Origin of the sequence: Limosilactobacillus sp. (assembly GCF_041859915.1) — a bacterium.
Lineage (GTDB): Bacteria > Bacillota > Bacilli > Lactobacillales > Lactobacillaceae > Limosilactobacillus.
In genome coordinates this window covers 13,783-27,103 of sequence record NZ_JBFLGB010000019.1, presented here as the reverse complement: position 1 = coordinate 27,103, position 13,321 = coordinate 13,783, and the positions used below count along the sequence as shown (strand labels likewise).

The following is a 13,321-nucleotide window of genomic DNA, read 5'->3' as shown; positions in this document are numbered from 1 at the left end:
GCGGTAACAAACATCCAGCTTTTAATAAATTAACAACGGGCGAGTAAACCTTGCCTGTTAAACGGGTGCTGTCAACCACCCGATGATGTAGCCGCTTTGGGAAGAAGTCTTTTAGACGCTACCACTTCTGGATCGTCAAATCCGTGAGCTACAAGCCACTGATTTTAATCGGTGGTAGTTGATAATTCTTCCTCGATAAAAAATAAAGGAACTGATCAATTGACCAGTTCCTTTTTATGGACTTAAGCACGACTAATATAAATTAGTTGTTGCCTTCAAGCTTTGCCCAACCTTGCTTAGCAACCTTAGCTAAGGCTGAAGCAGAGGCATCCATTGCCTTTTGTTCACGTTCGTCAAGTGGAACTTCGATGATCTTAGCAATCCCATTACCATTGATAACAGCAGGAGTACCAAGGTAAAGAGGTTCCTTGACACCGTATTGGCCATCCATTGGAGCACCAACTGGCAGAACGGCATTTTCATCCCGCAGAATAGCACGAGAAATCCGCATCAAGCAGGTAGCGACACCATAGTAGGTAGCACCCTTCCGGTTAATGATTTCGTAAGCCTTGTTACGAACGTCATCTTCGATCTTAAGAAGTTGATCCATGGAAACGTTGTGTTCCTTGGCGATTTCCAGTAATGGCTTACCGCCAATGGTAGCACTGGAGTAAGCAGCAAATTCAGAGTCACCGTGTTCAGCCATAACGTTTGCCATTACATCACGTGGGTCAACGTCGAACAGGTTAGCCAAAGCGATCCGCAGACGTGAAGAATCCAGTGAAGTACCGGAACTGATAACACGGTTCTTTGGGAAGCCAGAAAGCTTTTGAACAGCGTAGGTTAGGATGTCAACTGGGTTAGCAGCAACCAGGAATACACCCTTAAAACCAGACTTAACGATTGGTTCAACAACGGACTTCATGATCTTGAGGTTCTTGTCAACCAATTGCAGACGAGTTTCACCTGGCTTCTGTGGAGCACCAGAAGTGATAACAACCAGGTCGGCATCTGCACAAGTGTCATAGTCGGCAGCGTAGATCTTCTTAGGTGCAGTAAAGACAGTAGCATCTTCAAGATCTAACTTGTCACCGGCAGCACGCTTCTTGTTGATATCAACAAGGGCTAATTCTTCAGCCAGACCTTGTTGAACCATAGCGTAAGCGTAACTGGAGCCAACGGCACCGTCACCGATAAGAACAACTTTTTGATGATTCTTAGACATAATAGACAGTCTCCCTTTCATCCGATATATGCTATTTTGAGAATTCCTCTCGTATTTGATTATAGCATTCCTTGTGAAAAATGCTATAACTTTGTGAAATAAGTTTCATTTTATTGCTAAATTTTAGTTGAAGGCTCCGTATCCAGCAACTACTAAAGCTAAGATAATTACCGGCCAAAGCAAGGCGTGAACTAAGGCGCCAATTAATAGGAGGACGAAGAGAATTCCTAGAATTTTGAGGGTAAAAATTCCAAGTTTCCAGAGGATCCATAAACCTAAGATAAGAAATAAAATACTCATTTAAGATTCACCTCAATTGGATTAGTGTAAAGCAGTATAGCACTGACCGATTAACCATGGTATGATAAGTAGAAAACTTTGGCACTTTCTTAACCATGTGATAAAATATAATTATCTGAATGGCCAATAATACGACAATTGGCTGCGAATATACGATGGAGGAGGTGGTTACCATTCTGAATCGAACGAAGCAATTTATGCGTGAAAATGACTTAATGTATAAAAAGGAATATATTCGTCCTATGATGACGCCACAGCACGTCTATGTCTTTCGGTTTGGTAAACACAAACTAAATAACCGGGTAATCATTCGGTATTCCCATACGTGGACAGGCCGCTTGAGAATCAACGAAATTGATGTCCGACTTCATCATCAACATCATCCGCGGATTTTCTTAACGGAAGCTGCTCTGGTTGACTACCTGAAGCACCACATGGAAAAAGAAAAGCGTCGAGAAAAAGAACGATTACGAACCGATGATGGTAAGACGGAATAAATAATTGTAGGTAGATCGTGACTATCTTGGGATGGCCACGATCTTCTTATTTTAAGGAGGAGATTATATGGATTGGACCGCAATTACGGTGGTGACGTCTAGTGAGGCGGTTGAAGCCGTTAGCTATATTTTAACGGATGAGGGTGCTCAGGGAGTACAGATTGATGATGCTGCTGACTTTGCTCATTTAAAGCCCGGTCGTTTCGGTAAACATGGTGAAATCATTGATCCTCAGGAGATTCCTCATCGACAGTCGGGAGCGGCAATCACTGGTTACTTTCCAGCTAAAACATTTGTTCCAGAGTTGCTTCCAACAATCCGACAACGGGTGGCTAAGCTTAAAGGTTATGGACTTGATCCGGGCAAAAACGAGGTTACTTCTGCCGTAGTTGACAACCAAAAGTGGGCAACCGTCTGGCAGAAATATTATCACCCGTTGCGAGTTACTAATGAATTGACGATTGTACCGCAGTGGGAGGATTACCAGCCTAAGCAACCTCAAGAAAAGCTATTGGTCTTGGATCCAGGGATGGCCTTTGGTACTGGAACCCATCCAACAACGGAATTAATGCTTCAGGCATTGGAAAAAGTCATTCGTGGTGGTGAATCGGTGATTGATGTGGGGACTGGATCTGGAGTACTCAGTATTGCTGCTAAACAACTTGGCGCCGGTGCCGTAACTGCCTATGATATTGATGAAGTTGCCGTTCGTTCCGCCAAGAAGAACCTGGCCCTTAATCCAGTAGCTAAGGACGTGAAGGTTGGCGTCAATAGCCTACTTGATGGTATTCATACTCAAGTTGATTTGATTGTGGCCAATATTTTGGCAGAGATCATTGTTCCCCTGGTACCGCAGGCTTTTGAGAATTTAAAGCCCGGTGGATATTTTCTAACGTCAGGTATTATTGATGATAAAGCAAGCTTAGTTCGCCAAAAATTAACGGCGCAGGGGTTTATTATTGATAGTGAGACGAAAATGAAGGACTGGCACGGCATTATTGCTCATAAGCCAAGTGAGGATGAAAATTAATGCAACGATACTTTATTGAAGAACCAATTCAGCACGGCGTAATCGACCTGCCGGGATCGGTAGCTCATCATTTAATGACAGTACTGCGAGCCCAACCTGGTGACCAGGTGGAGATAGTCTTAAATGATCACCAGGTTTACTTGGCTACTGTTGTTGCTACTAAACCAGCTCGGGTAAAGTTAGTTAAACCATTACACCGCAACAGTGAATTACCATTTCGGGTGACGGTGTTATGTGGCCTGCCTAAAACCAAGGAAAAGCCTAAGCTAATTGTTCAAAAAGCTACCGAACTTGGGGCTGACCGGATTGCTTTCTTTGAAGCAACTCGTTCGGTGAGTCATTGGAATCCGAATAGGCGAGCTAAGAAACTTGCACGTTTGCAAAAAATAGCTGATGGGGCGGCTGAACAATCTCATCGCAACTATCAGCCTCAGGTTGTCTATTATTCTGATTTGCACACTGCTTTAATCGCTAATCCGGCTGACCAACGGGTAGTTGCTTGGGAAGAATCGGCTAAACAGGGTGAAACCAGTGCCCTTCACCAAGTACTGACCCGGTTGCATTTAGGACAGTCTTTGACGGCCATTTTTGGCCCTGAGGGTGGCTTGACAAATCAAGAGGTTAAACAAATGAAGAATGCTGGGATAATTCCAATTGGTCTTGGTCCACGCATTCTGCGCACAGAAACAGCGCCCCTGTATTTTTTAGCTGCAGTTTCTTATGCCAGTGAATTGGCAATCAATCAACGATAAGTAACTTGTTAAACTGTGATACAATTAAATAAAATTATCGTGATAAGCGACTAAAATTGATAACAAGGTGTTGAGAGAATGGCAAGGTTTAAGAATGGACGGCAAATATTCGACAAATGGCTTTGGGGACTTAGTATTGTTTTTGGAATGCTAGTGCCCGTATTAACTGACCGACTTCCCTTCTTGACACGGGTACGGTGGGTTGAAGTTGTGTTGTTGTTAATCAATGGAATCTATAGCATTTGGCTAGGTCGTTATATTGCTCGTAAGCAGCTAACGGGATGGCTATTGCTGGTCTTTCCAATACTATTCTTAATTGCAGCGTACTTCTTTATGCCGCATTATACATACTATTTGGCACCGGCCTATTGGGCAGTTAGTTACCTAGCATATTCGATGCGGCAGCAATGATGATGGATGGGAGGATTGCGAATGTCAGAAACAAAAGAATTAACGCATGACGATGTTCAAAAAATTGTTTCTTCATACATGAATGATGACCATGTTGCACTGGTGGAGAAAGCTTACCGGTTTGCAGCTATTTGTCACCGTGATCAACGCCGCAAGTCTGGTGAGCCTTACATTATTCATCCCATTCAGGTTGCCGGAATTTTAGCTAAATTGCATATGGATCCAGAAACGGTTTGTGCTGGCTACTTACATGATATTGTTGAAGATACCGGTGCAACCTTAGGTGATATTAAAGAGCTTTTTGGTTCAACGATTGCTCTGATCGTTGATGGAGATACTAAGCTGGGTAAGATTCACTATAAGTCTAACCGGGAACAGATGGCGGCCACGCACCGAAAATTGCTATTGGCAATGTCTAAAGATATTCGGGTGATGATTGTTAAATTGGCTGACCGTTTGCATAATATGCGGACGTTGCAGCATCTCCGCCCCGATAAACAACGGCGAATTTCAAACGAGACATTGGAAATTTATGCGCCAATTGCCGATCGACTCGGCATTAGCACGATTAAGTGGGAACTAGAAGATCTATCTCTGCGCTACCTGAATCCTCAACAATATTACCGCATTGTTCATTTAATGAAGTCACGGCGAGACCAACGGGTGGCATATATTAATCATGCGATTGAGTTGATAAAGGGATCGCTCAAAGATCTCGACTTGGGTCCCAATGTTGAGATTTATGGTCGACCGAAACATATTTATTCCATTTACCGTAAGATGGTCACTCAGCATAAACAATTTAGCCAAATTTATGACCTGTTAGCAATCCGGGTTGTTGTTGACTCCATTAAAGATTGTTATGCCGTTCTTGGTGCTATTCACACGACCTGGAAGCCAATGCCAGGAAGGTTTAAGGACTACATTGCCATGCCTAAGACTAATGGCTATCAATCCCTTCACACCACCGTGATTGGGCCAGAGGGACGACCACTAGAGGTTCAGATTCGGACTCACCATATGCACCAGGTGGCTGAATATGGGGTTGCCGCCCACTGGGCTTATAAGGAAGGTATCACTAATGGTGTTCAGCAAACCCGTGATAGTCGTAAGCTCAACGTGGTGAAGGAAATCCTGGAATTACGAAAAGAAAGCAACGGCACCGACGAATTCTTACAAGGAATTCAGAGTGATGTTTTTGCTGATAAGGTTTATGCCTTCACTCCTAAAGGGGACGTCATTGAGATGCCGAAGGGCTCAGGACCATTGGATATGGCTTATCAGATCCATACCGAAGTTGGTAACCATACTACCGGTGCCAAGGTTAACGGTCGCATTGTTCCCTTAGATTATGAGATTAAAAACGGTGACATCGTTGATATTTTGACCTCGTCTTCATCGGCTGGTCCAAGTCAAGATTGGTTAGACATGGTTAAAACACGACGAGCCCGTAACAAAATTCGGCAATTCTTCCGAGCTCATAACCGGAGCAAGAATATTGAAGAAGGTAAGCGACAGGTTGAGACGCAGCTACGTGAAGCGGGCTACGATCCATTTGCCTTAATGACCGACCAGAAGAGTGCTCAAGTGGCTCAGAAAATGCACTATAAAACCGCAGATGATATGTATGCGGCTGTGGGCTTTGGTGACCTAGCACCAGTCGGTATTCGAAACCGCTTTACGGCCGATATTCGACAAAAGAAACGAAATGATCGTCAACAGGCGGCTCAGAAAGCACTCCTGGAGGACCACCAGACCCTTGAAAAACCGACCGAGAAGACGAAGGCTAAGCAGGCCAAGGCTTCAAGTGAAGGGGTCGTAGTCGAAGGGGTTGACAATATGCTTGTTCGACTCAGCCATTGTTGTGATCCGGTTCCTGGCGATCCTATTGTTGGCTACATTACTCGGGGCCGTGGGGTTTCTATTCACCGCCAAGATTGCCCTAACATTGCTAATGCTGAAAAGAGCGGCCAACGATTGGTAAATGTTTACTGGGCTAATCCGAATGGTGATAGAACTAACTATGAAGCCGATATCGAAGTGCAAGGTTATAACCGCAATGGGATGCTTAATGATATCTTGCACTCAGTCAACAATAGTACTCGCTTCTTAAATTCGGTTAACGGAAAAGTTGACCACAACAAGATGGTTACGATTAGCCTAACTATTGGTGTGCGGAATCTACAGCAGTTGGAACTCATCATGAATAGTTTGAAGAACATTCGTGATGTTTACGTTGTTAAACGAGTCATTCATTAGGGGGATAGCAATATGCGAATTGTCTTGCAAAAAGTTAATCATGCCCAGGTTAGCATTGATGGGACAGTGGTTGGCAAGATCGGCAAGGGTTATATGCTTTTAGTTGGTTTTGCACCCGGTGACGGGGATGAACAACTTGACTACTTGGTTCACAAGGTTGTTAATTTACGGGTCTTTGAGGATGAACAAGGTAAAATGAATCGCGGCCTCAAAGATGTTGACGGAGCTATCTTGTCAATTTCTCAGTTTACTCTTTATGCCGATACGCGACATGGTAATCGACCAGGATTTACTGCTGCGGCTAAACCGGCAATTGCTAAACCTCTTTATGACCGTTTTAACCGAAAACTGGCCGCAAGTGGGGTGCATGTTGAGACTGGTCGCTTTGGAGCAGATATGCAGGTCGAATTAGAGAATGATGGTCCGACAACTATTATTTATGAAAAATAGGTATTAAAAAGGGAGCCCTAGTTAAGAAGGACTCCCTTTTTACATATCTGTTTAGTATTGGCCAAGAATTTGATCGACTGCACCGCCATAACTTTCACCGAAGAGAATGAGGTGCATGCAGAGGTAGTAAAAACGGTACCAGGAAAGACGATCGTTAATACCAGGGGTAAATGGGTACTGTCTAGCATAGGATTGGTAGAATTCCTGATCAAAGCCACCAAAAACGGTTGTCATTGCCAGGTCAAATTCCCGATCACCGTAAACGGCATCTGGGTCAATCAGGTAGGGTTTATGATTAGCAAACATGAAATTACCAGCCCAGAGGTCACCGTGCAATAGGCTGGGCTTGACGGTGTGATTTTGATAGTAAGTATTAAATTGCTTGACCATTTGTGTGAAGTGTTCTTGGCGCCATTTATTCCACCGGCCACGTTCTGAAGCCGCCTTGACCTCAGGTAGTAGGCGTTGGTTGATATAAAAATCACGCCAGTCAGTATTCCAATTATTGTTTTTAACCAAGGCCTTGGTACGGTGATTGTCGGCAAAGCCAAATTTACCATTTGGACTATATTGCTGGTGCATGGTGGCGACTGCTTTGCCTAGGTCCGTTTGACTACCGCTAGTCTCATCAAGCCAGTTGAGAACTAAGTAAGCGTTACCCTCAATATCGCCATTGTAAACTGGGGTTGGTGTATTTACCGCCTTGCCAATCGCCTTCAAACCATTGATTTCATGTTGAAAGTATTTCGCTGGTTGATTGGGTTGAATTTTAATAAAGTAGGATTGACCATCAGCCTCAATTCGGTAAGACTCGTTAATGTCTCCACCACTAACTGGTCGGAAACTAGTGAGGTGCTTAAAGGGTAATTGTTGAAACCATTGATGATTTAATGCACTCATAAAACCACTCCTTTTCCTTAATTTTAAGGTTAACTGTAGGAAAAGCAAGGCAGTGTATTGACTTTCAAGGCGGAGACGAGTAAGGTAAAAATGAAAATTTGATATTTATGACCAATAATAAAAGAATGCTCGGTTGCTTTCCAAGTCAGCGAACGGGGATGGTGAAAGCCCGTGTGGTAAAGAATCGATTGACACTTTTTAGGTTTGGACATTGTCCCGTCAGAGATGACGTTATCATTGAGTATACCAAGGTGGTACCGTGCATTTGCACCCTTGCGAACGGCAGGGGTGTTTTTTTATTATTTTCATGAATAAAAAGGAGTCTAAGAGAATGAAGCGAACTAATTACGCTGGTGACACCAGTGAAAAACAGGTTGGTCAAGAAGTCGTCCTCAAAGGCTGGGTTTCCAAGCGACGGAATCTCGGTGGCCTTATCTTTATTGACCTTTGGGATCGGGAAGGAATCGTTCAGCTAGTCTTTAATGAAAAGAAAAATGAACAGGCTTTCAAAGTCGCTGATGCGGTCCGGAATCAATATGTCTTGGAAGTTCAAGGAAAGGTTCAATTGCGAGCCAAAAAAGAAATTAATCCTGACATGAAGACCGGAAAAGTAGAAGTTGCCGTTGACCGAATCAAAGTCTTAGCTAAGTCTGAAACGACGCCGTTTGACATCACCGATGGAGTTGATGCTTCCGAAGACTTACGAATGAAGTACCGTTACCTTGACTTACGACGCCCAGAAATGATGAAGAAACTGATGTTACGTTCAAAAGTTACTCATGTGATTCATCGTTACTTTGAAAAAAATGGTTTTTTAGATGTCGAAACGCCTGATCTGACCCGGTCAACACCGGAAGGAGCTCGGGACTACATCGTACCTTCCCGGGTTTATCCTGGTCATTTCTATGCTTTACCGCAGTCACCACAACTATTTAAGCAATTGTTGATGGCCGCTGGTGTTGACAAGTATTACCAGATTGCTAAATGCTTCCGGGATGAAGACCTACGGGGTGATCGGCAACCTGAATTTACTCAGGTCGACACCGAAATGAGTTTTGCTACCCCACAAGAAATTCAAGACATGACGGAAGGCTTAATTAAAGTCGTCATGAAAGAAGTCCTTGGAATTGACGTAAAGCTGCCATTTCCACGGATGGAGTGGCAAGATGCCATGGATAAGTACGGAACTGATAAGCCAGATACCCGGTTTGGAATGTTGATTCATGACCTTAGTGATATCGTTAAGAATTCTAGCTTTAAGGTCTTCTCTAACACCGTGGCTGCGGGAAACTACGTACGGGCGATTGCTGTACCAGGCGGTGCTGATAAGTACTCCCGCAAGGATATTTCTAAGTTAGAAGACTATATTAAGCGTTATCACGCTAAGGGACTGGCCTGGGTTAAGGTGACTGCGGATGGTTACAGTGGCCCAGTTGCCAAGTTCTTACGTGATCAGTCTGATGCCATCAATAATGAATTAGGTGCTAAGGTTGGAGATCTGATTCTCTTTGTAGCCGGTAGTTTTCACGTTGTTTGTGATTCATTGGGTTATCTGCGTCGTCATTTTGGCCATGAATTAGGCTTAACTAATCCGAACCAGTGGAACTACGTCTGGGTCGTTAACTGGCCAATGTTTGAATATGACGAAGGCTTTGGTAAATGGATCGCTGCCCACCACCCATTCACAATGCTTAACCCCGAGGATTTGCATTACCTAGATGAGGGTGAAGATCCGCACAAGGCCCATGCTCAAAGCTATGACATTGTTTTGAATGGTCAGGAAATTGGTGGGGGTTCCATCCGTATCCATGATCCTAAGGTCCAAGAAAAAGTCTTGAAAGCATTGGGTTATACTAAGGAACGAGCTGAGGCACGTTTTGGCTTTCTGCTCAAAGCCTTGACGTTAGGGATGCCGCCTGAGGGTGGACTCGCCATTGGCTTAGATCGTTGGGTAATGTTCCTTTCACAGTCCAGTAATATTCGGGATGTGATTGCCTTTCCAAAGAATTCTAAGGCGATTGAACCACTGACGGCCGCCCCAGGTAAGGTTAGTGCCCAACAGCTTGATGATCTAAAGATTAAGTTTGACGATAAGGTTGATTACCGTCTTGATAATAATCAGCCAAAAAATTAATTAATAGATAAAAGGCGACGTGATTTGTTAGTTGACAGATCACGTCGCCTTTTAGTTTGTAGTATTACAGTGTTATTTTAAAATTTTTTTCAAGAATTCTTGTGCTCGTGGACTTTGGGGATGGGCAAAGAATTCGTCTGGAGAGGCGCTTTCTTGAATATAACCGTCAGCCATAAACCAGATCTGGTCAGCAACTTCCTTGGCAAACCCCATTTCGTGGGTAACGACGACCATCGTCATTCCGGAAGCGGCGAGGTCGCGCATAACCGTGAGGACTTCCTCTACCATTTCTGGGTCGAGCGCACTGGTTGGTTCATCGAAAAGCATCACTTCAGGATTCATCGCTAGGGCGCGGGCAATGGCAACCCGTTGCTTTTGCCCTCCGGAGAGTTGGTCAGGATATTGATTTGCCTTACTCTCTAAACCAACTTGTTTGAGTAGCTTTAATGCGTTTTGCTTAGCCTGGCTTTCGGCAATTCCTTTTACTTTCAATGGCGCGATCATGATGTTTTTCAGAACGTTCATATTTGGGAAAAGGTTAAAGCCTTGAAAAACCATTCCCATTTTCTGTCGAATCTGGTCAAGTTGTCGATCAGTAAGCCCAGTCAATGATTGGCCTTCAAAGAGGACTTGACCACTGGTTGGCTGTTCGAGAGCGTTGAGGCAACGCAAAAAGGTACTTTTACCGGCCCCAGATGGCCCAATGACGCAAATTACTTGCCCCTGGTCGACATGTTCGGAAATTTGTTTAAGGACAACGTTATTTTTAAATTTCTTTTGAAGTCGCTTAACTTCGATAATTTTAGTAGGCATGTTTCATTCTTCTTTCAAAATAAAGCAAAATTCTTGAGAGGGTAAAGGTCATCACAAAGTAAATCAGCATGGTAATAAATAATGGCAGGACTCCTTTATAAGTGGCGGACTGAACCAATTGAGTTTGGTACATTAATTCACCAACACCAATAGTAGAAACTAGTGAGCTGTCCTTTAAGAGGGTAATCAATTCGTTGCCGAGGGCTGGCCAGATGTTCTTTAAGGCTTGGGGCATAATAACGTAATGGAAAGCGAGGCGCTTGCTCATCCCTAGGCTTCGAGCAGCTTCGGTTTGACCGAGGGGGATGGACTGGATTCCGGAACGAATTATTTCGGCGACATAAGCCCCAGAATTTAGTGATACAGCAATAATTCCAGCAAGGAGAGCCGGTAGTGATTGGATAATGGCTCCGATCCCAAAGTAGACAAACATAATCTGAACCATCATTGGGGTACCCCGTAAAAATTCGATGTAGCAGACCGCTAGACTGTGTAAGAGTTTATTCTTCGATAGGCGCATCAGGGCAAAGAGCGTACCAAGGATGAATCCACAAACGACAGAAACAACTGTGATGATCAGGGTGTATTCAATTCCTGTGGCAAAGTACCGCCAGTAGGAGAGAATGGTATTTTGTTTCTTGTAACTCCGCATATAGTGAGATGCTTGAGGAATCCATCGCTTGTTGATCAGGTCTTTTTGCTGAACGCGTTTAATCGTTTGGTTAGCGGCGGCTTCAAGTGAATGATCCCCCTTGTGGAAGGCCATTGCGATTCCGCCAGCCGTATTAGGCAATTTAGAATTAAAAGCCATTAGGTTGCTATTATTCGCCGCATACGCCTTAGCAGTAGCAGCATCCATTAAAACTCCGGCAACTTTATGGGACTGGAGACTGATGACTAAAGAGGAGAGCTTAGCCAGGCCCTTGTTGGTCGTACCAGGCATATCTTTATTGATCATTGTGGACTGGAGAGTTCCATTTTGGGCACCAACGGTTTTACCTTTGAAATCCTTAGCTGATTGGTACCGGTTTCGATCACTCTTGTTGATAAGAAAGTAGCTGTTTCCAGAGTAGTAAGTATGAGAAAAGTCAACACTTTTTTCTCGCTTAGGGGTAACGTTCATTCCAGAAATAATGGTATCAATTTTCCTAGTCTCGAGGGCTACCAAGAGGGAATCAAAATCCATGTTTTTGATGACTAATTTAACACCCAGGTCTTTTGCAAATTGCCTAGCCAATGAAACTTCGAAGCCAACGTACCTGGTTTGACCATTTTTCTTAGTTGTGAATTCATAGGGTGGGTAGTCAGCACTCATTCCGACTACTAAGGTACCTTTATGTTTAATCCTCTGTAGTGAATTATCTGTGGTGGTTGTGTTATTGGTAATGCTACTTGAAGTACTGGCTTGAGAAGAATCAGTAGCCGCGAGAGCTGTACTCGGCAGAACTAACGACCACAGCAAAATAAATAACATGAATAATTGCTTGAGGCATTTCATAGTGTGAACTCCTTTGTTATAAATAAATGATTGTTAGTAATATACAGCTTATTTTGTATTTATGCAATATAATTCGTAAAATTAGTATAAATATTCATAAGCAAGAATGGGCTTTCATTATGAATTAGTAGGAGAAAACCAAGTGTTTTTAATAAATTGGGATAGTTTTTCTCATTAAACGAAATTAATTGAATATTACTTTTTAAATTAGTGCAGATTTTATTGAAAGAATTATTGACATAAAAGCTTTGATTAGGTACAATACATTTTGTAGTGAAAAGGCGAATTTCGTAGCCTTGTTACGTAACTTTAAGCTCGGAGGGAGGGAATCTACATGTCAAAAACAGTCGTTCGTAAGAATGAATCCTTAGACGACGCTCTTCGACGCTTTAAACGTTCAGTTTCACGCAATGGAACGCTGCGAGAATACCGTAAGCGTGAATTCTACGAAAAGCCTAGTGTAAGACGTAAGTTAAAATCTGAAGCGGCACGGAAGCGTAAGAACAAACGTGGCCGTCGTCGTCGTTACTAAAAACGGTTGCTCCTACCTCTTTAGTGGTGGGGGCTTTTTTTATCTGAGGAGGAATTAAGGATGAGTTTATTGAAACAATTGCAAACTGATATGATTTCTGCTATGAAAAACCGTGATAAGGAGACCCTAGGAGTAGTGCGGATGCTAAAGGCTGCCGTTCAAAATGCCCAAATTAAAGCTGGCCATGATCTTTCTAGTGATGAAGAAATTGCCGTGATGGCGCATGAATATAAGCAACGAAAGGAATCTTTGGCCGAATTTAAGAAGGCCAATCGGCAGGATTTAGTTGATAAAACAAAACAAGAAATGGCAATCGTTGAAAAGTATATGCCTAAGCAGCTTTCTGCTGACGACATTAAAAAGGTGGTTGCTGAAACCGTCCAATCTGTCGGTGCTACCGGTATGAAAGACTTTGGTAAGGTAATGGGTGCCGTTATGGGTAAGGTTAAAGGCCAGGCCGATGGGAAGGTTGTTAACCAGACCGTTAAGGAAACCTTAAGTAATCTGTAAAATTGTAAAA

Annotated in this window: 14 protein-coding genes; 9 read left to right on the top strand and 5 right to left on the bottom strand. The window is 43.3% G+C overall.

Going from position 1 to position 13,321, the window contains the following annotated elements:
* Positions 1-262: 262 nt before the first annotated feature.
* Together ACEYV4_RS04280 and ACEYV4_RS04275 are read right to left on the bottom strand one after the other, a co-directional pair.
* Positions 263-1,225 carry an L-lactate dehydrogenase gene (locus tag ACEYV4_RS04280; RefSeq protein WP_373842175.1) on the bottom strand — a complete coding sequence of 321 codons (963 nt, stop codon included), beginning with the start codon at positions 1,223-1,225 and terminating at the stop codon, positions 263-265.
* A gap of 123 nt (positions 1,226-1,348) precedes the next feature.
* Entirely contained in the window at positions 1,349-1,525 is a 177-nt protein-coding gene (locus ACEYV4_RS04275; RefSeq protein WP_373842174.1) for a hypothetical protein, read from the bottom strand.
* A 197-nt stretch (positions 1,526-1,722) separates the two neighbouring features.
* Between ACEYV4_RS04275 and ACEYV4_RS04270 the strand changes: the two genes are divergently transcribed.
* The 6 genes from ACEYV4_RS04270 to dtd all read left to right on the top strand — a co-directional run bounded on the left by ACEYV4_RS04270 (position 1,723) and on the right by dtd (position 6,924).
* On the top strand, positions 1,723-2,022 hold the full coding sequence (locus ACEYV4_RS04270) for a hypothetical protein (RefSeq protein ID WP_373842177.1): 300 nt from the start codon (positions 1,723-1,725) through the stop codon (positions 2,020-2,022).
* Positions 2,023-2,089: 67 nt separating this feature from the next.
* Positions 2,090-3,052, top strand: a complete 963-nt coding sequence (gene prmA, locus ACEYV4_RS04265; protein ID WP_373842173.1) for a 50S ribosomal protein L11 methyltransferase — start codon at positions 2,090-2,092, stop codon at positions 3,050-3,052.
* Positions 3,052-3,804: a 16S rRNA (uracil(1498)-N(3))-methyltransferase gene (locus tag ACEYV4_RS04260; protein WP_373842172.1), complete on the top strand. Its 753-nt coding sequence runs from the start codon at positions 3,052-3,054 to the stop codon at positions 3,802-3,804. The genes prmA and ACEYV4_RS04260 overlap by 1 nt, the downstream gene beginning before the upstream one ends.
* A gap of 78 nt (positions 3,805-3,882) precedes the next feature.
* Complete coding sequence (locus ACEYV4_RS04255; RefSeq protein ID WP_373842171.1) at positions 3,883-4,215, top strand: hypothetical protein; 333 nt, start codon at positions 3,883-3,885, stop codon at positions 4,213-4,215.
* Positions 4,216-4,236: 21 nt separating this feature from the next.
* A complete protein-coding gene (locus tag ACEYV4_RS04250; RefSeq protein ID WP_373842170.1) occupies positions 4,237-6,474 on the top strand; it encodes a bifunctional (p)ppGpp synthetase/guanosine-3',5'-bis(diphosphate) 3'-pyrophosphohydrolase in 2,238 nt (745 codons plus the stop codon).
* A gap of 12 nt (positions 6,475-6,486) precedes the next feature.
* Positions 6,487-6,924, top strand: coding sequence for a D-aminoacyl-tRNA deacylase (gene dtd, locus ACEYV4_RS04245; protein ID WP_373842169.1), 438 nt, complete (start codon positions 6,487-6,489; stop codon positions 6,922-6,924).
* Between the two features lie 51 nt (positions 6,925-6,975).
* Here dtd and ACEYV4_RS04240 read toward each other — a convergent pair whose 3' ends face one another.
* Complete coding sequence (locus ACEYV4_RS04240; protein ID WP_373842168.1) at positions 6,976-7,824, bottom strand: fructosamine kinase family protein; 849 nt, start codon at positions 7,822-7,824, stop codon at positions 6,976-6,978.
* 331 nt (positions 7,825-8,155) lie between these two features.
* Here ACEYV4_RS04240 and aspS point away from each other — a divergent pair, with 331 nt between their 5' ends.
* Entirely contained in the window at positions 8,156-9,958 is a 1,803-nt protein-coding gene (aspS, locus tag ACEYV4_RS04235) for an aspartate--tRNA ligase (protein WP_373842167.1), read from the top strand.
* Positions 9,959-10,030: 72 nt separating this feature from the next.
* Here aspS and ACEYV4_RS04230 read toward each other — a convergent pair whose 3' ends face one another.
* Both ACEYV4_RS04230 and ACEYV4_RS04225 read right to left on the bottom strand, forming a co-directional pair.
* A complete protein-coding gene (locus tag ACEYV4_RS04230; RefSeq protein ID WP_373842166.1) occupies positions 10,031-10,771 on the bottom strand; it encodes an amino acid ABC transporter ATP-binding protein in 741 nt (246 codons plus the stop codon).
* A complete protein-coding gene (locus tag ACEYV4_RS04225; RefSeq protein WP_373842165.1) occupies positions 10,761-12,269 on the bottom strand; it encodes an ABC transporter substrate-binding protein/permease in 1,509 nt (502 codons plus the stop codon). Before ACEYV4_RS04225 ends, ACEYV4_RS04230 begins: the two co-directional genes overlap by 11 nt.
* A 334-nt stretch (positions 12,270-12,603) precedes the next feature.
* On the opposite strand from ACEYV4_RS04225, the gene rpsU reads away from it, so the two are divergent.
* Entirely contained in the window at positions 12,604-12,801 is a 198-nt protein-coding gene (gene rpsU / locus ACEYV4_RS04220) for a 30S ribosomal protein S21 (protein ID WP_373842164.1), read from the top strand.
* Between the two features lie 60 nt (positions 12,802-12,861).
* Positions 12,862-13,311, top strand: coding sequence for a GatB/YqeY domain-containing protein (locus ACEYV4_RS04215; protein ID WP_373842163.1), 450 nt, complete (start codon positions 12,862-12,864; stop codon positions 13,309-13,311).
* The last annotated feature ends 10 nt before the right edge of the window (positions 13,312-13,321 follow it).